This window comes from Dactylosporangium sp. NPDC005555 (assembly GCF_040605635.1).
Taxonomy (GTDB): Bacteria; Actinomycetota; Actinomycetes; order Mycobacteriales; family Micromonosporaceae; genus Dactylosporangium.
In genome coordinates this window covers 24,475-48,216 of record NZ_JBEXDG010000073.1, presented here as the reverse complement: position 1 = coordinate 48,216, position 23,742 = coordinate 24,475, and the positions used below count along the sequence as shown (strand labels likewise).

The 23,742-nt window shown below is 68.2% G+C and carries 20 protein-coding genes and 1 pseudogene; 13 read left to right on the top strand and 8 right to left on the bottom strand.

Annotation, left to right across the window (positions count from 1 at the left end):
* The first annotated feature begins 191 nt into the window (after positions 1 to 191).
* Positions 192 to 893: a hypothetical protein gene (locus ABZS58_RS44865; protein ID WP_354790306.1), complete on the top strand. Its 702-nt coding sequence runs from the start codon at positions 192 to 194 to the stop codon at positions 891 to 893.
* A gap of 303 nt (positions 894 to 1,196) precedes the next feature.
* Here ABZS58_RS44865 and ABZS58_RS44860 read toward each other — a convergent pair whose 3' ends face one another.
* Both ABZS58_RS44860 and ABZS58_RS44855 read right to left on the bottom strand, forming a co-directional pair.
* Complete coding sequence (locus ABZS58_RS44860; RefSeq protein ID WP_354790304.1) at positions 1,197 to 3,911, bottom strand: hypothetical protein; 2,715 nt, start codon at positions 3,909 to 3,911, stop codon at positions 1,197 to 1,199.
* On the bottom strand, positions 3,904 to 5,307 hold the full coding sequence (locus ABZS58_RS44855) for a hypothetical protein (protein ID WP_354790303.1): 1,404 nt from the start codon (positions 5,305 to 5,307) through the stop codon (positions 3,904 to 3,906). The genes ABZS58_RS44860 and ABZS58_RS44855 overlap by 8 nt, the downstream gene beginning before the upstream one ends.
* A gap of 344 nt (positions 5,308 to 5,651) precedes the next feature.
* On the opposite strand from ABZS58_RS44855, the pseudogene ABZS58_RS44850 reads away from it, so the two are divergent.
* A pseudogene (locus ABZS58_RS44850) lies at positions 5,652 to 5,729 on the top strand (IS6 family transposase); the annotation flags it as partial.
* A gap of 104 nt (positions 5,730 to 5,833) precedes the next feature.
* Here ABZS58_RS44850 and ABZS58_RS44845 read toward each other — a convergent pair.
* From ABZS58_RS44845 to ABZS58_RS44830, 4 genes are all read right to left on the bottom strand, one after another.
* Positions 5,834 to 6,025 (bottom strand): hypothetical protein, encoded by a 192-nt coding sequence (locus ABZS58_RS44845; protein WP_354790301.1) that lies wholly within the window; start codon positions 6,023 to 6,025, stop codon positions 5,834 to 5,836.
* Positions 6,026 to 6,822: 797 nt separating this feature from the next.
* Positions 6,823 to 7,683 carry a restriction endonuclease gene (locus tag ABZS58_RS44840; protein WP_354790299.1) on the bottom strand — a complete coding sequence of 287 codons (861 nt, stop codon included), beginning with the start codon at positions 7,681 to 7,683 and terminating at the stop codon, positions 6,823 to 6,825.
* Between the two features lie 870 nt (positions 7,684 to 8,553).
* On the bottom strand, positions 8,554 to 8,691 hold the full coding sequence (locus ABZS58_RS44835; RefSeq protein WP_354790298.1) for a hypothetical protein: 138 nt from the start codon (positions 8,689 to 8,691) through the stop codon (positions 8,554 to 8,556).
* Positions 8,692 to 8,749: 58 nt separating this feature from the next.
* Positions 8,750 to 9,436: a hypothetical protein gene (locus ABZS58_RS44830; RefSeq protein ID WP_354790296.1), complete on the bottom strand. Its 687-nt coding sequence runs from the start codon at positions 9,434 to 9,436 to the stop codon at positions 8,750 to 8,752.
* Between the two features lies 1 nt (position 9,437).
* Here ABZS58_RS44830 and ABZS58_RS44825 point away from each other — a divergent pair, with 1 nt between their 5' ends.
* The 11 genes from ABZS58_RS44825 (at position 9,438) to ABZS58_RS44775 (ending at position 20,903) form a co-directional block, all read left to right on the top strand.
* Positions 9,438 to 10,415, top strand: a complete 978-nt coding sequence (locus ABZS58_RS44825) for a transposase (RefSeq protein WP_354790294.1) — start codon at positions 9,438 to 9,440, stop codon at positions 10,413 to 10,415.
* A 48-nt stretch (positions 10,416 to 10,463) separates the two neighbouring features.
* Complete coding sequence (locus ABZS58_RS44820; protein ID WP_354790292.1) at positions 10,464 to 11,012, top strand: argininosuccinate synthase domain-containing protein; 549 nt, start codon at positions 10,464 to 10,466, stop codon at positions 11,010 to 11,012.
* Entirely contained in the window at positions 10,955 to 11,779 is an 825-nt protein-coding gene (locus ABZS58_RS44815) for an FAD-dependent oxidoreductase (RefSeq protein ID WP_354790310.1), read from the top strand. Before ABZS58_RS44820 ends, ABZS58_RS44815 begins: the two co-directional genes overlap by 58 nt.
* Positions 11,776 to 12,999 (top strand): condensation domain-containing protein, encoded by a 1,224-nt coding sequence (locus tag ABZS58_RS44810; RefSeq protein ID WP_354790290.1) that lies wholly within the window; start codon positions 11,776 to 11,778, stop codon positions 12,997 to 12,999. The genes ABZS58_RS44815 and ABZS58_RS44810 overlap by 4 nt, the downstream gene beginning before the upstream one ends.
* 37 nt (positions 13,000 to 13,036) lie before the next feature.
* The gene (locus ABZS58_RS44805) at positions 13,037 to 14,311 is read left to right on the top strand and encodes a hypothetical protein (protein ID WP_354790289.1); all 1,275 of its coding nucleotides are present in this window, start codon (positions 13,037 to 13,039) and stop codon (positions 14,309 to 14,311) included.
* 44 nt (positions 14,312 to 14,355) lie between these two features.
* Positions 14,356 to 15,585: a hypothetical protein gene (locus ABZS58_RS44800; RefSeq protein WP_354790287.1), complete on the top strand. Its 1,230-nt coding sequence runs from the start codon at positions 14,356 to 14,358 to the stop codon at positions 15,583 to 15,585.
* A 205-nt stretch (positions 15,586 to 15,790) separates the two neighbouring features.
* Complete coding sequence (gene gntD, locus ABZS58_RS44795) at positions 15,791 to 16,774, top strand: guanitoxin biosynthesis L-enduracididine beta-hydroxylase GntD (protein WP_354790286.1); 984 nt, start codon at positions 15,791 to 15,793, stop codon at positions 16,772 to 16,774.
* 83 nt (positions 16,775 to 16,857) lie between these two features.
* Entirely contained in the window at positions 16,858 to 17,097 is a 240-nt protein-coding gene (locus tag ABZS58_RS44790) for a phosphopantetheine-binding protein (RefSeq protein ID WP_354790285.1), read from the top strand.
* Positions 17,098 to 17,102: 5 nt separating this feature from the next.
* Positions 17,103 to 18,677 carry an AMP-binding protein gene (locus ABZS58_RS44785; RefSeq protein ID WP_354790308.1) on the top strand — a complete coding sequence of 525 codons (1,575 nt, stop codon included), beginning with the start codon at positions 17,103 to 17,105 and terminating at the stop codon, positions 18,675 to 18,677.
* Between the two features lie 4 nt (positions 18,678 to 18,681).
* Complete coding sequence (locus ABZS58_RS44780; protein WP_354790284.1) at positions 18,682 to 19,545, top strand: formyltransferase family protein; 864 nt, start codon at positions 18,682 to 18,684, stop codon at positions 19,543 to 19,545.
* The gene (locus ABZS58_RS44775; RefSeq protein WP_354790282.1) at positions 19,542 to 20,903 is read left to right on the top strand and encodes a glycosyltransferase; all 1,362 of its coding nucleotides are present in this window, start codon (positions 19,542 to 19,544) and stop codon (positions 20,901 to 20,903) included. The genes ABZS58_RS44780 and ABZS58_RS44775 overlap by 4 nt, the downstream gene beginning before the upstream one ends.
* Before the next feature lie 212 nt (positions 20,904 to 21,115).
* On the opposite strand, the gene ABZS58_RS44770 is transcribed toward ABZS58_RS44775, so the two are convergent.
* Together ABZS58_RS44770 and ABZS58_RS44765 are read right to left on the bottom strand one after the other, a co-directional pair.
* Positions 21,116 to 22,459 (bottom strand): pitrilysin family protein, encoded by a 1,344-nt coding sequence (locus tag ABZS58_RS44770; protein WP_354790281.1) that lies wholly within the window; start codon positions 22,457 to 22,459, stop codon positions 21,116 to 21,118.
* Positions 22,456 to 23,733 carry a pitrilysin family protein gene (locus ABZS58_RS44765; protein WP_354790280.1) on the bottom strand — a complete coding sequence of 426 codons (1,278 nt, stop codon included), beginning with the start codon at positions 23,731 to 23,733 and terminating at the stop codon, positions 22,456 to 22,458. The genes ABZS58_RS44770 and ABZS58_RS44765 overlap by 4 nt, the downstream gene beginning before the upstream one ends.
* Positions 23,734 to 23,742: the final 9 nt, after the last annotated feature.

Below are 23,742 nucleotides of genomic sequence, written 5' to 3'. Positions count from 1 at the left end.
TACGACCGACGCTTACCAGCAGGCACGACGGACATCCTCCCAGCAGAACCACAGTCCTGCTAACTCGGTGTCCACTCCCCGGGGGGAACCTCAGTTGTAGGACCGCTTGTCCTGGTGCAGGGCGTGGCCTAGTCGTTCGGGCGGAGCGGGTTGAACTGGATGGATCAGTGTTTGTCGCCGACACTGGGGCGGTGGATGGGGACAAGCACGGCGTCAACGTGATTATCGTTGGGCAGGCGGAGCTCCTGCTTACCTCCGCAGGCGGCGGGACAAGGACGCATCTGACCGCGGTGGCGGAGACTAATGGACCGAAGCAGGCGGCTGTACCGGAATTCGTGCTCCAGCCGGAACCGGCGGGCCGACGGCCGGGACTGGCGAACTACGACCATGAAGCGCTTCTCCTGGAACGCTGGTGTCCGACGACGTTGTGTGGTCGCCCCTGGGTAGTGATGATCGGGGGAGAGGGTGGGTCGATCAGTCCTTACGGCGAAGATCCCGAGTTCGCGCCTTCGTGTAAACGGTGCCTGGCCCTGATGGACCGGCTGTTCCCGCCGCCGCCGATTGATCCGCAACTGCCGCTCGCGGCGAGAGTAGTCGCTGACGTCGTGACGGAACGCGGTTACGCGGAGATACACGGTGTGCCCGGTGATCAACAGAGTGAACTACGTCGTCAGGTTCGGTCGCTGATTCGGCGCGAGACCGGGCACCCGTGCCAGACGCTGGTTCACGAGAGCACGGTGTACGTAGTGTGCGAGCCGATTGCAGATCGTCACCGGCTTGAGGACCAGGCGAGCGCGGCGAGCGCGATCGGCGCACTCCTTTTCGGTGAGGAGCCCGTCCACCAGCCTGATCCGCAGTGGCGTCTGTTCTGGTCGACCTGGGCCGCGGGGTGAGGCCGTAGTGATCTGGTACGCGACGCCCTACAGCAGGGCGATGATCGCGCCGGGCGCGGCGATGACCAGGAACGCGTCCCGCCAGCCAACCGATAACCGACCGGCATGTTGACCATGGTGCACGCGGTTGACGTGCGTCTGTGGCACGGGCGTCCAATCCAATAGCTGCACGTCCGTCTGGTGTCGCTTGGTATCGGGCGATCGCATCTGGTCTGTCGATGGAAGCGCTGCAGGTCGGGAGGCCACCTCTCCTTGGCGTGGTGGGTGCGGCCGCCACGCTCGTTAGGTCCCGTCGCTGATTCGTCAGAAGCATGTCGGTGCCCCGATGGTGATGTTTACGCCGGCTGAGGTGAGGACGGTCGTTGCGGTCTCGAATGGCTGGACCAATGGGCCGTGTGGTACCCGGAGTCGATTGGCCAGTTCTTTGTCCTGCGCGACCCGGGTCGCGGTGGTGAGCTGGGTCAGGCGGTAGTGCCGCCATAGAACGGGGCCGTGCTGTTGTTCGACATGGATGAGATCGCTGCCGTCGCGGGCGACCAGCGCCCATCCGCCGTGGGAACTGGTGGCCCAGATGGCGGCAACGGCGACACCGCCGATGCTGTCTAACGCTTCTCCCGCGGCGGCGAATGGAGTCCGGAAATTCCCGTGGATGTGCAGAACGGAGGCGCTGTGCTGATGGATTCGCCAGGTCGGGTGCCGAGCCTCGACGACCTCCGTGGCATCGGTCAGCGGATCGTTTTGGACGATCATGGCAATGGTTCGCATGACGTCGTCCGGGTCGACGGGGAAGCCGCGACTGTTATGGAGAGGGCCTGCGTGCCCTGCCACGAGGTTGAGTTCTGCGGCGGGGTAGAGGTGCGCCGTGCGGCTGGTTGCTGTCTCGTAGCGCAGCGCCTCGCGGATTCGCCCCGTGGTCGGCAGGTGATCGCGTATGAGGTAGATGGCCACGGCGGCGAAACTGGCCGCACTTGCTTCGAGGGGGAGCGGAAGGTCACCGAGGTCCACCGACTCGATCGCGGTGGCAAGCACGTCAATCCACCCGTCTTCGCCGAGGGCCGATGCCCACACTCCTAATTCGACGGCGACTAGGACGAGTGTGCTGATGGCCAGCCGGTCGACGGCGGAGTAGTTGGGCATCTCTTCCATGACCACGCTGGTGAGGCGCCGACGAATTCGACGCTTGTGCTGATCGGACAAGCGGGATCTGTCGTCGGGCTCCTCGTTGGTGCTGGTCGATGGGTCGCTGTCGTCGTTGACGGAGTTCGCGTCGTCGCCGTCCAGTCCTGCGGTGCGCTCGTCGACCAGGCGGTCGGTCGGCGTCAGCAAGCCTGCATGTGACCGGGCTGCGAAGGCGGCCAGGGCGGGGAGGCCACCGAGCGCGAAGTGGAACATGTGCTCGCCCATGCGGGCTTTCGCGTCGTCGGAGTAGCGCAGCCAATCTTCGGCGTCGGTGTCGATCCGTATCCCGCCGCCGTGTCGTTCTGACTTGCCGGCCGGTCCGGTCGTCCCGCCGGCTCCGAGTAATGCGACCGTCCTGCGAGCTGCGGCGAGCTGGCCGATCCCGGTCAACCACATGTCGACGAGGCGAGGATCGGCGAGCAGCGTGTAGGGGTCGTGGGTGGCGGCGCTTCGGGTGGCTTCTTGCCCGATCCTGGTCATCACCTGGTCGGGGTCCGTGACGAAGATCAGTGTGCCGTGTTGGAGGTCAGGGCCGTCGTGCCAGGCGCCGCGGACGCGTGATCCGCCGGGCAGATCCACCCCAGCGAGCAGATGATGCTGTGCGCCGGCCGGGGCCGTGCCGATCCGGCTCCAGACGTCGTACTCCGCCTCGAGCGACGCGTGGATCTCGACCGGACCGTCAAACGGCCGGGCGAACGTGATGTGGACGCCTCCGGCCGTGCGGGTCGCCGCGATGAGTAGCACTCTGCTGGTTTGACGTATCGCGGCGGAGCTGGTGATCGACACCGCGGGTACGTCGGTCAGGCTGATCGGTGAGCCGGACGGGAACAGACTGATGGACGGGTTCGCGACGATACCGAGTTCGATGTTTCCTCGGCCGGTGGCTGGGAGTAGCAGCGCGGACGCTGACAGGTTCGGGCTTCCGGTCAGGGTCCAGCGACGGCCGTTCGTGTCGACGGCTTCGATCAGCTTGCCGTGCCGGTACGCCTTGGCGTCGTCCTCGATCACGCTCAGCGGCACGTTCAGTTCCGCGACGACCCGCTCGATCGACGCAGGTTGGATGACGGTCCGGCCGCGTGACTGCACCGCGAGCGTTACCCGGCCGGGCCTGAACCGCTGGAGCAGGGTCTGGACGGCCGAGGCGTTCTCGTCGTGGAACGGTGCGTAGAGCAGCAGGTGTGCAATGGGACCGGTCGGCAGGTTGTCGATGATGGGTTGGGTGGAGCTGTGCACCAAGTGATGTCCGGTGTCGATGATCGTGCTGCCGGTGGCGAGGGCATCGAGTGCGGCAGCGGTCCGGTGGAGTCCGTCGACGGCTGTCGGGCTGATCGCGCAGACCTGGTCGAGGGTGCGTAACCACGTAGCGAGCTCGGGCACGAGTGCCGGGCACCGATCCTGGTTCGCGGTGGCCACCGTCCACGTCTCGGCGTTGAGGTGCCAGCCGCCAACGGACAGATTGCCTGATCCGACAGCGACTAGCGCGCGTTGCGGCCCGACGACGACAGCGACTTTGGGGTGGAAGGCGCTGCCATGCGGGGTGGCGGCGACACCGTGCACGTAGCGGGTGCCCGCATTCCGGGCGGCACGTGGATCCGGGTCGGACATACGGGCATCGCCGACGACGGTGACACGAGCGCCGGTGGATTGGGTGACGCCCAAGACGGTCCGTTCGAAGAAGCCGAGGTCGGCGTTGAACGTGCAGAAGAGCGCTTCGCGGGCCTGTCTGTCCCCGTGCCGCTCCTCGGCGAAGAGGTGGGTGAGCGGGGAGGTCGACGTCTCGATGTCCGGGGGTTCGGTGGCTGTCGCTTGCGTGCTGCCGGCGGAGTGCTGGTCAGACAAGGAGGTCCCCCCGTGGTCCCAGGGTCCATACGTCTTCGTCGCGGGCGAGGACACCCATGCCGGCGAGGATGCCGGCGAGTTGGTCCCATCGCAGCGCCGCCGCGCCTGCTGTTTCGGTGGAGTCGCGGAACACCAGTTCGTCGCGGGTGTGCACCCGGGTAGGGATCTTCAGGGTCCCGTTCTTGGGGTCGGGGCGCGCCTTGGCCAGCGCCAGTCGTTGGGACCGGTCAATCATGATCATGGTCAGCCAGCGCGCGAAGTCGCGCAGTGGCCGGTCGGCCCAGTCGTCGAGGCGGTCGGCCAGCCAGGTCGGCGCCAGTTCCTCGAGGATGTCCTCGGGGTCGTGCCCCTGGAATCCGTGCAGCTCATGGCCAGTCAGTTCCCTGGCGCGCCGGGCGCCGAGGAGCAGCACACTGAGGCTCCACAATGGTGTCGCTGTTGCGGCCAGATCTGGGTCGTGTTCGGCTGGAGCCGGACGGCCGGTGTCGGTGAGCGTCGAGGGCAGCCCGTCTTGAAAGTTCTTCGTGGTCACGCTCGGCAACGCGGCTGCGAACCGGTCGGACAGGTCGGCTCGTGTGGTGAGTCCCTCGATGCTGTTGACGAGCCAGGCCCACAGACCGCGCCATGCCGTCGTGGAAGCGTTCCTCAGGACCAGGCCCCGCCATTCCGCAGTGAGGTCGATGCCGGCAAGGACATCGTCGTCGAAGGCGACCGGATCGTAGGCGACGAATCGGGAGATGTCCCGCGTTACACGGCGCACTTCCGTGAGCTGCACGACCCGGGCGATCATCCGCAGGGTCTGCCGGCGCACACCCGCACGAGTGGCGTTCGAGTCGGCGCCCGGTGACGAGAAGAGCTCGGCGAGCCAGGCTCCGTCCGGACTGTCGACGGAGCCGCACACACAGAGTTCCGCGTTCGTGTCGAGGGTGTCGGTGTCCAGCGTTCGTTCGTTGACGAGGCCCAGCACACCGTCGAGGCCGGCTCGGACCGCGGCATGGTCGAAGCGTTCACCTGGGGCGATCTCGTTGGCGCGGGTGACGATCCGCAGCAGCATTTCCGAACCTCGATAGGCTGGCCAGAATCCCCAATTCGGCTGGGCGTACACCTTGGGAGCCGCAAGCGCGCCGATGTCGACGCCCCCCTTGCGTACCTTCGGAAGGATCACATCGTAGGCATGCGGACGTGAGATCGCCTCATGTGCGGCGTGATGTCGTTGATAGTGCTGGGTGGAGACGGCACCGACGACCACCTCGGCCCGACGAAGGAGGTCCTGCGCAGCGGTGATCCCCAGATTGCGTTTGCGTGCCTCAGCTGCGATCAGGCCGTGCAGGGCGTAGTAGCGGGCGTTGAGGGTAACCGTGGTCACCCCAGGAACGAGCCGGTCGACCACGTTCATGGTGTACCGCTCGACCGACAACGGGAACCGACCTGGGTACGTCTTTGAAGCAGACGATGACCAGAGCGGCCCGACGACGTTGGCCGGCTGTGCGGGCTGTTCGTGACGCGGCATCCCGGCCTCCCAATTCGATCCAGCGCGCTCGGTACACTACGGCGGCACAAGCCGAATTGTCGTCGTCGATCGGGGTGACACGGGAGGCTTGGGAGCCACGAATCGGGTCGGTTGCATAGAGCGCTCCCGTGTTCGGCGTGCTTGCACGATGAAGTTCGCGACCCGTCGGCGTCCGTCCCTGCCACCGCAGTCGGCGTTCGCCGGGTTCCGGGTTCCCGCCCGACGTGATCATGGTCGCGGTCCGGCTGTACCTGCGGTACAACCTGTCCTACCGTGATGTCGAGGAGTTGCTGCTTGAGCGTGGTGTACTGAGCCCAGCCGGGCAGGTGGACAGCGACCAGGTCGATCGGTGCCCGCTCCAGGTAGTCGCCGCGGCGCTTGCTGTACACGTCCCATGATCGCTGATCGGCAATCAGGGTTTCTCGCCTCGTTCCCGTAGGGCGGGGATCAGCATGCCGCTATGAACCACAACCATGGTGCCGTCGGAGTCGCGCAGGATCGGGCGAACGCGCAGCGGGGAACTGCCCTGGAAGAGCTCCAACGCGGCTTCGGCAGCGTTCCACCGCACCATCGGAAGAGAGAACAGGTCGAGGATGGTGCCCACGACAGCGGCAGAACACTGGCTCGCTGGGCAACAACCTTGGCTGTGAACATTGAGCACCTCGAGGGAGCACTCCACGCCTGATCCAGGAGCCTCCGGCTTCGATCGGCCCCTTCCTGCGGGATGCCCGACTCGACCACCACGCGCTGCCGGGCTCTCCGCTCGGCGGCTCTCCGACCCGGAGGAAAACGTCATGCGAGACCGCCGCCTCCGGCCATCGGACCTACGCGTCGCCACCTGTGGATCACCGACGCCGCCCAGGCCGCCGACTACGCCGCGTCGTTCACGTCGGCGCCGGTCGTCGACGGACGCCTCGTGCGCAACGCCGGGCACTGCGTCGACTTCCACCACGCCGGCGCGGCCCTGCAGCTGAGCCAGCTCGCGTTCGCCCTGGAGGTCAGCGTGGCGAAGGACCCCAGTTGAGCACTGCGTTGCTGAGCTATATCCGCGTTGCCGTCGAGACAACCGTCGATCAGTCGATGCAGGGGGTCGAGCGCCTACGCGCCGTCGCCGAGTCCTTCATCTGGGAACCCGTCGTCGTCTTCGCCCCAACCCAGCCCTCGACCCCGCGCCGTTTTACACCCGGCATTCCACCGACGAGGAGAACCAGCCCTTCACCATCGAAGCTCGGTCGGGTCCAGATCGAGTCGTGTGACTGTTACTCAGGGCGGCGGGGCGAGCACCAACGGGTGGTTATACCACCGCGCCCACCGATTCGAAGCCATCATGGTTAGGCTGATCCCTGCAAAGGGCTTCGCGACGGGTTGAGCCCAGGTGCACGCCCTGGCAATCTGGCAAACTCACCAGCGAGGAAACATCGTCGGGATCGGCCAAAGGTTCGGTCGGATGACGTCGAAGTCGTCGCGTGGCGCCCTGCCAAAAAGCTTTTCCGCAACCATGTCAAGTTGTTCGTTGATCTCTTCCTCCGACGAAACGATGACCTTCAGGCCAATAGGAACGCCCATCACTGTGACGTCGAGCCAGCGGTGCGCCGGAGTGCCGCCCGAGATAGTCACGCCGTTCCCGAGGGCAATCGGCTCCTTGACTCCAGCGCTCTGCATGGCTACTTCGATCTGGGTGCGCGCATCGACCTGCTGATCCGCTGAGGGGTTGGGCGCGCCGAAATGCCGAAAGGCGCTGAACCCGAGCCCGATCTCGCCTCGCCAATCTGGCACCTCGACCTCCCGTACTCGAAACCCAGCCCTTCTGGCTGCACGAACAACGTTTACGTAAAGTTCTGCCGGGACCGCGTAGTCGAAGTGAACTGTCCCGGGCGGAGACCACGCCGCGAGTTCATCTAGGGAGAAAACATTTAAGCGAATACCGCGAACGCTGTCTGCGTACTGCTGTGCCGCCTGGCTCGCGCCACTCGTTCCGACGAGAAGGCCGATGTCGGCGCCTACATCCTCTACGAGACTAACGAACGTTCCGATGTCATTGACATCGAGCGCACTCGCGTAGCGTTTGCAGTCAACGACCATGCTCGCGCTACCCGTCCCGAAGAGCGCTCCAACGACCAGAACATCAATCTGTCGGTCGGTGCCGCTCCTTCTTCCTGGCATGCGGACATTACGCTGCACCACTGCCGCGTCGCCGGCCAGGTAGGCCAGAACATCGGCGACTCCGTTCTCGTACTCTGTATCTAAGGCGTCAGCTACCACGTCGTCGAGTATCCACGCCGGTACAGCCGTGCCGCGCTCAGGCGGCCTTGGGTTGTCGCCGTCTCCGGAAGAAGTGCCGCTCAGGGCCCACGCCGGCACCACTGCCGGCCAAGGGGTGGGAGCCGCTCCTTCCCGTCGCGGATGCCGGAGTCAAGGAGTGTCGGGTCGTGGGTTCATGGGGCTTCTATCTATTCGGCGTTGGGTCAGAACACTATGGACGGCGTTGCGTGGGGGTGGGTTGAGAGCCAGCGTGGACACAGCACCAGGAGTGGCACTTGATTGGAGCGCGCTAACAATGCGCTCACGATGGAGATCAACTCCAGGCGGACGCGGAAGTATGACGCAACACTGGCCAACACGCAGCCATGTTAATGTGGGCAGGTCACTTGGATGTGGGAACACCGGCTGACATGAGCGGACACTCCACAGTGGAGCTGTTGCAAGCCTGGGGGTCAAGGGGTCGTGGGTTCGAATCCCGCCGTCCCGACATTGCAAAAGGCCAGCTCAGCTGGCCTTTTGCGTTGACGATGTTGAATCTTCTGATCGTTTCATGACACACGATTTTGCCCGTACGACCGTACGGTTACCGTCGTTGGCGGTCGCCCGGCGTGCTCGCTGGATCTCTCGCCGCTGCGCCGGGTGGAGTCAAGGGGTCCGCGACGGCCTGCCGGTGTTCGACGTGAGAGCGCGGTTGACCAGGCGCTATGCGAGTTTCCGGCGATCGCGACGTCACGTGATCGACACCTTGACTCGGATGTTTTCATCCGCCCAATTTGGGTGTCCACTGTGGATGATCGTGACACATCTTTGACACGAACGCCCGTACCGTGATCTTCCGAGAGTGCGCACTTCGAGTCGACCACTGGCTTGTTACGAAATAGCGGACGCAGCTGGGTCGTTGAGCGCGGCGTTGATGACGGGCCAGCACATCTTGATGGTGTCCTGGTCGGGGAGGTCGCCGAGCGTCACCTGCGCGTTGGGGTGGACAAGGTTGCGATAGTGGCGCACCGTTGCGGCGAAGCGATAGACGTCGGCTTGGATCCAGTGTTCGCGGTGGCAAGTTCGATCAGGTCGTGGAGCATCCACTTGTCCAGCGGCTTGGTGGGGTTGGGGACTCGCGCCTTAAGCGCGTCGAGCAGGACGCCTTCGAGGAGGCTGCCGAGCATGATGATGGCGCTGGTGTAGGCCCCGTTTCGGTCGCAGGTGCGGGCCTCGGCGAGTCGTTAAGTGCAACCAGCTCCGGCGTGGTGAGGCGGCTACGCAGATAGGTGCGGATGACGTCGTGCAGGCGGACGCCGTCGGTCTGTCGCTGGCCGAGCGCCAGATCGGCCAATGAGGTCCGCAGACGCTCGGCAGCCGCGCCGGTCGCGGCGCCCGCCCGGGTCCACAGCAGCGTGGTCGTCCGGTCCGGGACCACCACGTCCTCCCCGAAGATCGCCAGTTCGAGGAACCGTCGCTGGTCGTCCGGGGCCAGCAGGTCGAGGCTGGCCCGCACGGTGAGGTCAACCGCCCGTTCCCGGCGGGCCAGGACACCGAGATCGAGCACGGTGGGGCCGTCGACGGACAGCTGCCGCACCACGGCTCGTACAGCGTCGGTGAGCGGCTCACCCTGGTCGACCCGGCGCCGCAGGGCGCCGTTGGTCAGTGCCATCGGCAGCGGCCAGCGTCCGGTCAGGTCCAGCAGGGTCGTGACGTCGAGTGGTGGAATGCCGGGCAGATCCCGTTCCAGCAGGGCGGCGGCCTCGCCGCGCATTGTGTTCGACTCCGGCTACGACCTGGCCCGGCTGGCGTTCCTGCTCACCGACCTGCCCGTCGAGATCCTGGGCAGGATCCGAAGCGACCGGGTTCTGCGGCAACCGGTCGCACCCCGCGGACCCGACGCACGCGGGCGTTCACCCAAGCACGGCAAGGAATTCCGGCTCGCCGACCGGGACACCTGGTCCGATCCGGCGGTCATCACGACCACCGGCACGACCCGCTACGGCACCGCCGTCGCCATCGCCTGGGACCGGCTGCATCCCCGGCTCACCCATCGCGCCGCGTGGCTGGACCACCCCGGTGAACTCCCCGTCCTGGAAGGCACCCTGATCTGCCTTACCGTCGACCGGCTGCCCAGCGACCACGACCCGAAACCGTTGTGGCTGTGGTCTTCCCGCATACTCGGCGACACGGGCAACGACGGCGACGCTTCACCGTCGCATGTGGACAGACTCTGGCATGCCTACCTTCGCCGCTTCGACTCACTCCGGCCCGCGTCCGGCGCGCATTCCGGAACCTCCGACCGAAACCCTGCGTCCCGCCAGAGCACCGGAAGCCGCCGCACCAGGGCCCGGACGTCCACCCGGATCCAAGAACCGAACCACCGCCACCCGCCACGACGTAGGCAAAACCACCCTGCGGGACCAGACCCTCAACGACCGACCAGGTTAAAGATCAAGCTGAGAGGAGATCGTCGTTTCAACGGCCACGAATACGGGTTGTTCACCGTGGCCGACTCAATGGCGACCGGCAGCTCGATCATGCCGCAGAAGAAGAACCCGGTGGTCGCGGAGCTGGTGCGAGCGCGGGCCGGGCGTGCCTACGGCGCGTTGGTCCAAGTGCTGGTGATCGCCAAGAGCGTCGGCCTCGGGTACAGCTGCGACCTGCAGGAGGACAAGCCGGTGAGGTGGGATGCGATCGGCACCGTTGCCGCGCGGTCGTTCACCACGAACCGAGAGAGGACATCCGCATGAAGATCGTCATGGCGTACTCCGGCGGGCCGGACACATCGGTCACCCTGCATGGACGCGGAGCGGTATGATGCCAAAATGTACGCGTACTGCGCCGACGTCGGCCAGTCCGACGATTTCCCGGCAGTCCGGGACAAGGCGCTCGCCACCGGTGCCAACGACGCCTTTGTCGAGGACGTCCGGGAGCTGTACCTCACCGACTACGTCCTGCCGGCGCTGCGCGCGAACGCTGCCTACGACCGGCAGTACCTGTTGGCCGCACCGTTGTCGCGACCACTGATCAGCGAGCGGCTGGTGCGGTATGCCCGCCAGGTCGGCGCCGACGCAGTGGCGCACGGCGCCACCGGCATGGGCAACGACCAGGTCCGGTTCTGCGCGAGCGTCGCCGCGCTCAACCCGAGGCTTGAGGTGCTGGCGCCGGCCATGACCTGGGAGCTGCGCAACCGGGAGGAGGAGGTCGCTTATGCCGAGCGGCACGCCATCCTGGTCGACGTGACCAAGGCCCGTCCGTACAGCGTCGACGTGAACATCCGGGCGCGAGCATCGAGTGCGGCGTCTTCGACGACATCCACAGCGCGCCGCCGGAGGGCATCTACCTGATGACCGCCGACCCGGCCCGCACGACCGGCGCGGACGAGATCTCGGTCGAGTTCGACGGCGGCACCCCGTGCGCGCTGGACGGGGAGAAGCTGGCGCCGGTCCAGCGGCTCAACGCCGTCGCCGGCCGGCACGGGATCGGCCGGGTCGACGTCATCGAGAACCAGGTGGTGGGCTTCAACGCCCCCGGCGAGTATGAGTGCCCGGCCGGCACCGTATTGCGACGTGCGCACCAGGAACTGGAGTCGATGGTCCTGGACCGCGACACGCTGCACTTCGCCGAGGCCCACCGATCCGCCGATCCGGCAGGTCTGCTACGTGGATCGTATGACGAACGGGACGACGCCGTGCTGAGCGTGGTCTGCAACGACGACCGCGCCTACGACTACTTCGTGCCGCTGCCGGAGCACGCCGCGACGCCGGGCGACGACCCGAACCTCCCGCGGATCATGCGGCAGACCGTGCGGCAGCTGGCCCTGCTGCACGGAGTCCAGGTGCCGCAACCGCGCTGGATCTCGGTGCGGGACTGGACGGCCGATCCGTTCGGCAGCGCGTATCACGGTTGGCGGCCCGGCCGACGTCCCTGGCAGGTCGCTCAGCAGGTGCGCCAACCCCTTGCCGGTGTCGACCTGTTCATCTGCGGCGCGGCCTACTCCGGCCTGTCGACCTGGCTGGAAGGGGCGCTGGGCAACGCCGAACGACTGCTGCAGACCGCGTTCGGCCTCGCCCAGCCGGGTTGGTTGCCGCCGGCCACCTATCTGGGCTGGTGACGGAGCTGTTGGATTCCTCGATCGGGCTCACCCACGGGCAGCGGCGGTTCTGGACGGCCGAACAGGCGCTGCCCGGCAAAGTGGACAACCGCATGGCTTTCGCCGCGACCCTGTCGGACGTCGACATTGCGACGGTCCAGGCGGCCTTCGCCCTCGTCGTGCACCGACATGAGGTGCTCCGCAGCAGATACCACCCGGACGGCACGCGGCAGCACATCGACCCCGGGGAACCCGGCCTGACCGTGCTGCCCGCGCCGACCTCGTCGGCGGATCCGGCCACCGTCGCCGACGACGTGCTCGCGCGGTGGTGGTCGATGCCCCTGGATCTGAGCCGGGACCCGCCGACGCACGGCTGGGCGGTCCCGCTGCCCAGCGGGCAGGTGCTGCTCTGCGTCGGCGTGCACCACATCGCGTTCGACGGGTGGTCCCGGTCGGTGTTCCTGCACGACTTCGCCCACGCCTGCCGGCGGCTGCGCCTGGGTGTGGCACCGGCGGACGCTGTGGCGGCTGTCACGCCCTACGGCGACTTCGTCCGGTGGGAGAACGAACGGCTGGCGGCGTGGCGCGCCGCCGAGACCCCGTTCTGGCAGGGGTTGCTCGCCGACCCGCTGCCCCCCGTGTTCGACGGGGTGGATGCTGCGGAGGGCGAGCGCGCGGAACACGTGACCGCCCTTCCGCCGGATTCCACGGCAGCGCTGCGGCGGCCCGGCGCGGCGGCCGCGTTCCTGACGGCCGCGGCGGGGGCCGTCGGCCAGGTGCTGCACCGTGACGCCTTCCACCTCGAGACCATGTCGTCCGGGCGGTTCGAACCGTGCTTCGGCAACACCGTGGGTTGCTTCGTCAATCACCTGGTGCTCCCTTTCGACCGCGACGACGGGCTCCGCACCGTAGGACGACGGCTCTACCAGGCGTTCCGGCACGCCCACACACCCGTCGGCGAGATCGGCGCCGGACTGCCACGCGGCATTCCCGCCACCCAGGTCTGCATCATCCTCAACCAGCGACCCGGGTCCCTGCCCGGCCTGCAGATCGTCGAGGTACGCGTTCCGCGCAGTTCGGTGCCCCTGGTGATCGAGGCGAATCCGGGGCCGGACGGCTCGTGGTCGCTGTACGCCGGATATCGGACCGACGCCATGTCCGGAACCGACGCGCGGGCCACGCTGGACGCGGTCGTGGACCGGCTCGCCCGGATCAGCGGCCCCCTCGGCCCGGACCGGTAGACGCATGGCGGGAGAAACCCGGCCGCGGGTGGGGGTCGTGCACGCGCCGTTCGGCGCGGCGAGCCTCCGCGACATCAAACGGGCCGCCGAGGGTGTCTGCTGTCCCGTCCTGCTGATCCGGGACGAGGTCGCCGCTGAGCAGCCGGGTCTGGTCGCGCTCGCTCGGCGGCTGTTCGAGACCGTGGTCGTCGCCGACGGCAGCGAGTCGACGCTGGTCCGGCAGTGCCGGCTGGACGGCGTCACGACGTTTCACGATGCGGAACTCGACCTGGTGGACCGGGTTCTGGCGAGCGCCGGCCTGCCCGGGAGGACCGGCGTCGACCATGCGTGGGACAAGCTGGTCCAACGATCGACATTGCGCGAGCACGGGTTGACCTCCGTTCGTGCCCGCGGCGTGGACTCCCGTGAGGATCTCGCCGCGGCCGTCGCCGAGTTGGGGCGGCCCGGGGTCCTCAAACCGCGCCGCGCCAACACCGGCACCAGCCTGGCGATGATCGACACCGCTGACGATTTCCGGCACCAGATGACGGCGCGGGCGGCCTGGCGGGGTCTGCTGTACGAGACGCGAATACCCGACGGCGCGCACCCCTCCGGTGTCGGGTGGCTCGGCGACTTCGTCTCGGTCGAGACGATCAACACCGATCGGCACCGGCATGTGGCCGTGGTCGACAAGCTCGGGCCTTCCCTGGTCAAACACTGCGGCGCCGACGGCGCCGACTCGCTGAACGAGGTCGGCGACCTGGTTCCCAGCCGGTTGCCCGGCGACATGTTAGCCGAGGTGCTCGACTACACCTCCCGTTGCCTGGACGCGTTGGGTGTGACGTGGCGCGTGACCCACAGCGAGGTAAAACTCACGCCGACCGGCCCCGAGCTGATCGAGGTCAACGGACGCACAGCCGGGTACCTGTCGAGACTTGTCGGACTTGCCCACGGACCGGACCTCATTCGAGCCGCCCTCGGGCTGGCGGTCGGCCGAAGCCCCGCGGAGCCACTTGACGGTCTCTCCGGCTCGGCACTGCTGCTCCTGCCCGCCTTCCCGGACCGTCGCGGGGCGGTCCTCTCCGACGTCAGTGCCGCGGACCTGCTCCGGCTCCCCGGCGTCGTCGGGGTGGACGAGGTGGCGTCGGCGGGCGATCCCCGCTCGCGGAACGGGTTTCGCATGGCCGTGCTCAACCTGGTGGCCGACTCCTTCGACGAGATCTCGGCCGGCCGGGAGGCCACCCTGGACGGCATCAACCGCTTGTTCGCCAGAGATCTCAGTGCCGGATTGAACCGAAGCCATGCTGACGCGGGGCACGGCGGAAGCCAATGATCGACATATCCGCAGGTCGTCAGCACGACAAGGGAGACCACGTCATGACGGTACGTCCACAAGGTTCAGTCAGGCCCAAGCTGTCTGTCGCGGTGATGACGCATCCGGCCCGGCTGGCGGCGGCCCAGCGGCTGCGTGAGCAACTGAGCGCCGCGGACACCACTGGCGCCACGGTCACCATCGCCTGCGACCCGGCACCGCACGAGGGCAAGGCCACATTGCGCAGTGCCAGGCTCGCCTGGCGACAGGCCGGTGCGGACGTGACGCATCACCTGGTCGTGCAGGACGACGTGCTGGTGCATCCGAGCTTTCTCGCGCACGTCGCCGACTCGGTCGCCCGCCACCCGGATCATGCGCTGTCGTTCTTCACCGAATGGGCCAGCGCGACCGCCGCCGCCGCCCGGATCGGTGCCCTGCGGGGCGATTCCTGGGTGCCGGCGCTGGACCACTACGTGCCGACCCAGGCGCTCGCGCTGCCGGTGGCAATCGCTCGGCAGGTCGACGCCTTCTTCGCTCCCCTGCCCCTCACGGTCCCGGACGACGAGGCCATCCACGACCTCCTTGCCCGCAACGGCGTCCCGGCGTTGGTGTCGGTACGCAATCTGGTGCAGCACCGGGACACTCCCAGCATCATCGGGAACTCGTACCTGGGACTGCGGCCGGGGGTCTGCTACCGGTCGGACCTCGCCGAATCGGGCGTACCCGACGGGCCGATCCTCGACGTACCCGCCCTTCTGCCGTATTTCTCCTGGTGGGACCGCGCCGCCGAATTCCGGCTGTGGAACGTCCCCGGCCAGATGGAGTGGCACAGCCGGCCCATCACGGAGTTGCTCGATGCGTTCGGCAGGAATCCGGCCGGCCCCGGAGCCACCGCGTCGGCGGCGATCGCCCGCCTGGCCGCCGCCCGTCCGGACGACGTGCCCGTACCGGACACCGCGCTGTCCGACTTGTGGGCGGCCGCCTTCATCCTCGGTCTGGTCGCGATGACCGGAACCGACGGATCCATAGCGGATGCTCTGGCCCGGCCGGAAGCTCAGGTGTCGCTGCACACGTTGGCGCCCGGCGCGCTGCGGCGGCTTGCCGATGCCGAAGAGCTGGCGCGTTGGGCGGACCCGCTCGCCGATTTCGTCATCGACGCCGTACGGGCCGGCGCCGCCGTCGACCTGCCCAAGGAGTTTCCGGAGCACTACCGGAGCGTCCATCGATCGTGCACCCGGTGCGACGTCACCGCACAGTTCGGGCAGCTCGCGCTGGAGGCTCTCGGTGCGGTGTGAAAGAACCGTCTTTCTGCCAGGCGGAATCATTCGACCGGGGGTGCCCGAAATGGAGACCTGATCGACGGTGCTGAGCCTTTCCGGCCTTCCCTTTCGAAGTGGAAAACCTGCTCTGCGCTGCTGATATTGGTATTCGTGACCGGATCGACGTACACGGGGTGTAATGATGCCTGGATCGACTTCGCTGTACCCTTCGACACTCGATGTGACCGACCGGGAGGCGGACCAGCTCCACCTTCTCGCGACCCGAATAGCGGCCACCTACGGCGCCAGTGACGATCCTGACCTGCTTCGCGAACTCCCCTTGCTGACCGCCGGAATTCCGCTGCGGATCCGCCGCGCGCTCCGCCAATTTGCGCTGGGCGAGGCGGCCGGCTTCTTCATGCTGCGCGGCCACCGGATCGACGATGACCGTATCGGGCCGACACCTGCACACTGGCGGAACCGGCGCGATCATCCCGAGCTTCCGGAAGAGATTCTGGTCCTGTTGTACGCCGCGCTGCTGGGCGAGCCGTTCGGCTGGGCCACTCAGCAGGACGGCAATCTCGTCAATGACATCTTCCCGATCCGGGAGAACGAATCGCAGCGGCTCGGCACCGGCAGTCAGGTGCGGCTCACCCTGCACACCGAGGACGGCTTCCACCCGTACCGGGCCGACCACATCATCCTGGGTGCATTGCGCAACCCGGACCGGGTCCCGACCACGGTGGCGGAACTGGATGTGACGGCACTGAGCGATGACGAGCGCCGCGTGCTCGGTGAGGACCGCTTCGTCATCCTCCCGGACACGTCGCACCTCCCTCGCAACAACTCGATGGCCGGCGCGGCGGAGACGTTCGCCAGCATCGACGCGTTGCGGTGCGACGAGCAACGGATATCGGTCCTCCACGGCTCACCGACGCGTCCGTTCCTGCGGTTGGACGAGTCCTACATGACCGCCGTCCCTGGCGACACCGAGGCGGCCGAGGCGTTGGCCCATGCTGTCGCGCTGCTGCACACCCGCGCAGAGGTATGCGTCCTCGACGCGGGTGACTTCCTGTTCCTCGACAACCAGAGGGTGGTGCACGGCCGCAGTCCGTTCCGGTCCCGCTACGACGGCACCGATCGATGGTTCAAGCGGGTCAACGTGAGTCGCGACCTGACCAAGTCCAGCGACATGCGGGCGGCCGGGTCGCGGCTCATCGGGTGAACATCCCGCCGAGGGGTTTCCCGGCCCACTCCGGCTTCACACCGCCCTGATCCGACCCGCCGTCACGTGAGGATGTCATCGCCTTGCCCTCCTACGACCTCGTTACCGAAGTGCTGACCCGTGAGTGGCGCACCGTCCTCGGCGTGCCGGAAGTCCGGGAGAACGACGAATTCTTTGCCCTCGGCGGCAACTCGCTGCTCGCCGTGACCATGATGGAACGGGTGGAGGCGGAACTCGGATTCGAATTTCCGCTGGAGGCCATCTTCGTCGACGGGACGTTCGGCGCCGTCCTCACGGCCTGTCACGAGGCGTCGACCGAGTGACCGTGATGCTGACCCCCTGGCAACGCTTCGTCCGGACCGCTCGCACGTCGCCCGATGCCACGGCCATCGACATGGGCGACATCTCGCTGTCATACGGCATGCTGGCCGCCCTCGTCCGCCGCGCGGCCGCGCGTCTCGACGGACTGGGTCTGGAGGCCGGGAGCCGCATCGGGCTGCTGGCCACCCGGCAGCTGGAAACCTACGTCGCCTATCTGGCCATCCTCGGAGCCCGCCACGTGGTCGTGCCGCTGGGCGCGGATTACCCGGTCGACGCGCTCGTCCCGGTCGCCGTCATGGCGGACCTCCGGGCGGCCTTCGTGGACAGGGGTCTCCGCGGCGACCTGCGGGTGGCGCTGACACGTCGCAACGTAGCGGTGCTGGATCTTCCGGACTGCACGGCACCAGGTGCAGCCGAGGTTGCCGACCGGCCGCTCGACGGCGCCGGCGGGGAGGCCGACGACACCATGTATGTGTTGTTCACGTCCGGCTCGACCGGCCGGCCGAAGGGCGTACCGATCACGAACCGGAACGTCGTGCACTACCTGGACCGTGTGGTGCCACGATACGAGCTCGGCCCCGGCGCACGCATGTCGCAGACGTTCGCGCTGACGTTCGACCCGTCGGTGTTCGACCTTTTCGGCGCGTGGACGTCCGGCGCCACGCTGGTCGTGCCCCGCAACCGCGAGCTGCTCCTGCCGGCGGTGTACGCGACGGCCCGGCGACTGACGCACTGGTTCTCGGTACCGTCGCTGGCCGCGTACGCCCGCCGGATCGGCAAGCTCAAGCCCGGAAGCATGCCGGACCTGCGGTGGACGAAATTCATCGGAGAACCCCTGCCGGTCGACATCGCCGAGTGCTGGCACCGGGCGGCTCCCGGATCGGTGATCGAGAACGTGTACGGGCCCACCGAGCTCACGGTCAGCTGCACCGACTACCGGCTTCCCCGCGACCTCGCAGACCTGCCCGAGACGAGCAACGGGACCGTGCCCATCGGACAGGTCTATCCCGGCCTCGAGTGGCGGGTGGTCGACTCCGGCGGGCTGCCGGCCGAGGAAGGGGAACTGCTCATCCGGGGTCCCCAGCGGTTCGGTGGCTACGTGGTGCCTGAGGACGATGTCGGCCGTTTCGCCGGTCATACCGGGACCGCCGGCGTCCCGGTCGACGAGACGGCGTGGTACCGCACCGGCGACCGGATCCGCCGTTCCGGCGACCTGCTCGTGCACCTCGGCCGGTTGGACCGCCAGGTCAAGCTAAGCGGCTACCGGATCGAACTGGGGGACGTCGAGGCGGCCGTGCGCCGGCACCCGGCGGTGACCGACGCGGCCGTCGTCGTCATCACGGACGAGCAGGGCGGCACCGAACTGTTCGCGGCCTGGTGCGGCGAGGATGTCAGCGACGAGGTGATCCGGGCGTACCTCCGCGATCACGTGCCGGCCCACATGATTCCCCACCGATTGCTCCGTCTGCCCGATCTGCCAGTCAACGCCAGCGGAAAGACGGACTACCTGCAGCTGAGCAGATTGGCAGCGGACGGGGTGCGGGCGCGGGAAGGCGAGCGTGCCGTGGGAAAGGCGCGCTAGTCACATGCGGACAGTGCTCGTCTCACAGGACTTCCTCTCGCTGCGGGGAATGTTTCGCGCGTGTCGCGCCGCTGGCCACACGCCGGTCGCGGCGCTGGCCACGCGGAGTCACTCGGCCCGTGGCGGCCGGTCGTCCGCAGAACGGATCGGGCAGGTCGAGGCCATCCTCGCTAGCGCCCCGTCGGGCATGGATCTGGTCGTGGTGGACGACGTCGACCAGCTCACCGCCAGCGTCGAGGGCTATCGGCCCGATCTGCTGCTGGTGTGCGGCTTCCCGTGGCGGCTGCCGGAGAACCTGTTGGCCCTGGCGCGTTACGGCTCGGTGAACCTCCACCCGTCGATCCTGCCGGAACTGCGTGGCCCCTTCCCCGTGCACTGGGCCATTCGCCGCGGCGACCGGACGCTCGGCGTGACCGCACACCGGATGGAGGCCGACTACGACACCGGGCCGGTGCTGGCCAGTGTGCGGTTCGAGGTTCCGGTGCAGGCATTCGGGTCCGCCATCTGGATGCGGGTTGGCAAGGGCGTCCAAGCGGTTGTCGGGCCAGCCCTCGAACGGGCGGCACAAGCCGAAGCGGGCGAGCCGCAGTCCGCTGCCGACGCCACCTATGCCGGACCCTTCACCCCGCAGAACGGTGTCGTGGACTGGTCGTCGCCGGCGGCGTCGATCCACGACCTGGTCCGCGCCTGGAGCCTGGGCGGGCTCGGCTCCGCCGGTCCGGTCGCTGAGCTGAACGGGGAGCTGGTCCGGCTGCACCGGACGAGCATCACCCCGGCCGACGGTGTCCGCGTCGACTGCGCCGACGGTCCCATCTGGCTGGTCGATCATGTGCCGGCGGACCTCGATCAGGAAGGCATGCGTCCATGAGCGAACCGAAGACGGTGCTCTTCGTCGTGATGGCGGAGCGAAGTGCTGCCAGCGCCACCCTCACGTTGGCCAAACGCCTGACGGGTCTCGGCTACCGGGTGCTCTTCACCGGGCCGCAGCACGAGCTGTTCGACGACCGCATCTATGGTGATCCGGCGTTGCTGCAGCCCTACCTGGCCGCTCAGGGACTGGCATATGAGCCCTTGCCGAGTACGCCCTTCACGGCCCCGGCCACGAGGTCCCGCCGACGCGCACGACGGGCCGAGATCCGCCACCATCGTCGCGACATGGCACTGATGGCGGCCCGGTTGGGGAGCCTGTTGGCCGAGATCCGGCCGGCCGTCGTGGTGCTTGACAGCGTGGTGTGGAGGTATGCGGGGGAGGCGGCCCGGCTGGGCATTCCGGTGGTCAACTTCAACACCTCGCTCACGAGGGCGTACAACCCCTCGGTCCCGCCGGCATTCACTGGTCTGCGATTCGACGACCGGCCCCATCCCGTACGGTACCGGCTTGCCTGGGCCGACCGGTTGATCCGTGCCCGCCACTGGGAGCAGGTGCGGCCGCGTATCTGGCCGTGGTCGCTGGGCCTGCTTCCGGTCCGCAGCACGATCCGCCGGCTGCGTCAGCTCGGCACGCGGATCGTGTGGACCGAGTACGGGCCGCGGCCCGTCGCTCCGGAACTGGTGGCCGCGCCGCGTGAGCTGGACTTCCCGGTGCGGCGCGAAACCGGGAACACCCGCGTGTACGTCGGATCCTGCGTCGACGTGGACCGCAGGGACGAACCATTCGATTGGGCGTTCGTGCCGCCCGACGGACTGGTCCTCTACTGCTCGATGGGCACGTACAGCGCAGAATATCCGCCGGCCGAGCGGCTCTTCGGTGTGGTGATCGAGGCAGCCCGGCGGCTCGGTTGCACGACCGTGATCCAGGCGCACATCGAACCGCCCGCGGGACTGCCGGAGAACGTGCAGGTCGTCCGGGCCGTCCCCCAGTTGGAAGCCCTGTCCCGGGCGCACGTGTTCATCACCCATGGCGGGCTGAGCTCGTTGCGGGAGGCGTGCTACTTCGGGGTGCCGATGGTGGTGTTCCCCGGCTGGAACGACCAGCCGGGCAACGGCGCAAGGGTGGAGTACCACGGTCTGGGGCTGGTGGGTGACGCCGCCACCGTGGACGTCGCGACGATGGTGAAGATGATCGACGAGGTCCGAGGGCCGGCGTTCGCTGCGGCGACGGCACGGATGCGCGAGGTGTTCCGTGCCAAGGCGGACTGCGCGGAAGGGGTGGACTTCCTCGTCGCGATGGCTGGTCGTGATGGTCGGGATCCGTCTGTGCTGGCCAGTCTGGATCTTGGACAGTGATGCGGATGGCCGAACGCCTGCCTGGCAGGGCCTTGGGGCCGGCTCACGTACCCGCCGCGGCGCCTGTTGTCTGACGCACGTGGGAGCTGGCCCCGACGTTCGACGACCGCGAAGTCTCCTGCCGGTTCCGGACAGGCCGAGTCGACGCCGCGTCCGGCTGTGTACGCGGCACCTGCACGGTCACCTCCGTTGCTCGGCGAGGTGCAGGTGCGTCAGTGCCGCAGGTCGAGGACGGTCGTGGGGCCGAGGCCGCCGAACTGGTCCTGCAGGACGGCCCGGTCGCCGGCCGCCACGATGAACAACCGTTCGGGTGCGAAGGCCGCCGCGACCGCCTCGGCGGCCTCGGGCGCGGTCACGCCGGCCGCCTGTGCAAAGGAGCCGGGCAGCCGATCGAGGGTCGTGCCGTCGAGCAGCAGCCGCGAGATCTCGTCCGCCACGGCGGTCGAGGTCTGATACCGCAGCGGCGCGGCGGTGACGACCTGCGCGACAGCCAGCCGGTGTTCCTCGTCGGTGAATCCGTCCCGGCGCACCTGGTGCAGCACGTCGAGCACCGCACGGATCGAAGGCCCGGTCGCCTCCGCGGCAACCGCGCCCCGGGCCACCGCGATGCTCCGCCCCGGCAGGGGCAGCAGGGTGGAGACGAAACCGTACGTGGCACCGGACGACTGGCGCAGCACGCGGTTCAGTCGTGAGCTGGTCGAGCCGCCGAGGCAGCGGTTGCCGATGAGGAGCGGATCCCATCCGGGATGCGACCGACCTGGTGCGGCGCGGCCGAGCACCAGCCGGGACTGCACCGCGCCAGGCCGGTCGATGAGGACGACACCCGGGCCGTCCGCCACCGAGCCGGGCAGCTCGGGCACACCGGCGGGGCCGGGTCCGTCCCAGTCGCCGCAGGCCCGCCGCACGATCCGGACCGCGTCGTGGGCCCGCAGGTCACCGACCAGGACGACAGTGGTTGATCCAGGGCGGAAACGTTCGGCGTGGAACGCCGCGACGGCGGCCCTGTCGATGGCGCGGACGGTGTCCGGTTCGCCGTGTGCGGGCTGCGACAGCCGGTGGCCGGGGCCGAAGAGCGCAGTGTGCAACGCGGTCGACATACGCCGCTCCGGACTGGTCCGCTCCCGCAGCGCGGCGTCGAGCCGGGCCCGCACGAGCCGGTCGATCGTGGACGGCGGGAACGGCGGGCCGGCGAGTGCGCCCCGGACCAGCCGCACGACCTTGGCGAGGTACGGGCCTGGAACCTGCACCGTGATCCGCAGGCCCAGGTGCTCGACGCCGGTGCTCACTGTGGCGCCGCAGCCCTCGATCGCTTCGATGAAGCCCAGCGCGGACCGTTCGTCAGCTCCCTCGAAGATGGCGCTGAGGGTGATCCCGGCGACGCCCCGCACCGGATCTGGTTCGCTCCACAGTGGTGCGTGGATCAGCCATTCGATGGTGATGACGTCTTGGTCGTCCCGCTGGCAGGTGACGACGCGTACTCCGTTGTCAAGATGTACCGACTCGACCGGCGGGAATTCCCAGACACCCGCACAGGTGGGATCCGTGGGTACCGTCACCGGGCCGGCTCCGGTTCGATCAGGAAGGTGACGCGGTGCGCCGGAGTCAGGTAAAGGGCCGCGACCGCACGGACGTCCTCGGCCGAGACGTCCAACGATCTGGTGAGGGCGGCGCTGAGCATGTCCGCGTCGCCGAACAGCGTCTCGTACCGGCACAGCTCTCGGGCCCGCCCGGCAAGCGTCGCAGTCGCGTCACCGTGCCTGCGGCGGATCTGTGCCAGGCCGCGGCGCAGCTCCGCCGATGTGGGGCCGGCGTCGGCGAAACTCCCGATCTCCCCGTCGAGTGCCGTCTCGGCGTCAGCCGGACTCGCGTCGGCCGAGAGCCGCACGTTGAGGATGCCGACGGACGGGAAGTCGTGCAGCGCGAGCAGCGTGAATCGGGCCGATGAGGCCAGTTGCCGTCGTCGGACCAGGCCGGTGTGCAGGCGGCTGCTGGTCAGACCGCCGAGGAGGAGCACCGCAAGATCGGCTGCCGGGCCGGCGGGTGTCCGGGCCGAGGGCAGTTGGCAGGCGAGCGACAGCGCCGGTACCGGCACGCCTTGCGTGCGCCGGATCCGCTGCGTCGACGCCGGTACGGGCACCGGCGCCGCCGTCGCGCTGTAACCAACCGGGTCACGTGCGGGCGGGCCGCTGCCGAACAGGCTTTCAACCTGCCGCACCACGGCGTCCGGGTCGACGTCACCCACGACACTCAGGACGGCGTTGGACGACGCGTAGCGGCGGCGGTGGAACGAGACGCAGTCCGCCAGCGTCGCCCGGGCGATGCCGGCGGCTGTCCCGATCGGCAGGTGATGGCAGGGATGCCCGGCCGGGAAGGTCGCCGCGACCACCGTCTCCCAGACGGTGCCGTAGGGCACGTCCTCATACCGTTCCCGGCGCTCGTTGAGCACGACCGCCCGCTGGATCTCCAGCTCACCTTCGGTGAACCCGTCCGGCAGGCCGAACATGCGGTCCGCCTCCAGGCGCAGGACCAGGCCGAGCTCCCGGCTGGGAACGGTCGAGTAGAACAGGACCCGCTCGAACCCGGTCGACGCGTTGGTCTCCCCGCCGGCTGACTCGATCAACGCGGTGTGCTCACCAGCGGCCACACCGGAGGACCCACGGAACATGAGATGTTCGAGCAGGTGGGCCAGGCCGCTGCCGCCCGAGGGGTCGTGCCTGGAACCGGCGTCGTACCAGACGCAGACCGCGACCGCGGGCAGGCTCCGGTCGTGGAGGACCACCAGGCGCAGACCGTTGCGCAGGGTGTGACGAAGCGGCGGGGTCGGCGGCACGGTGCGCCC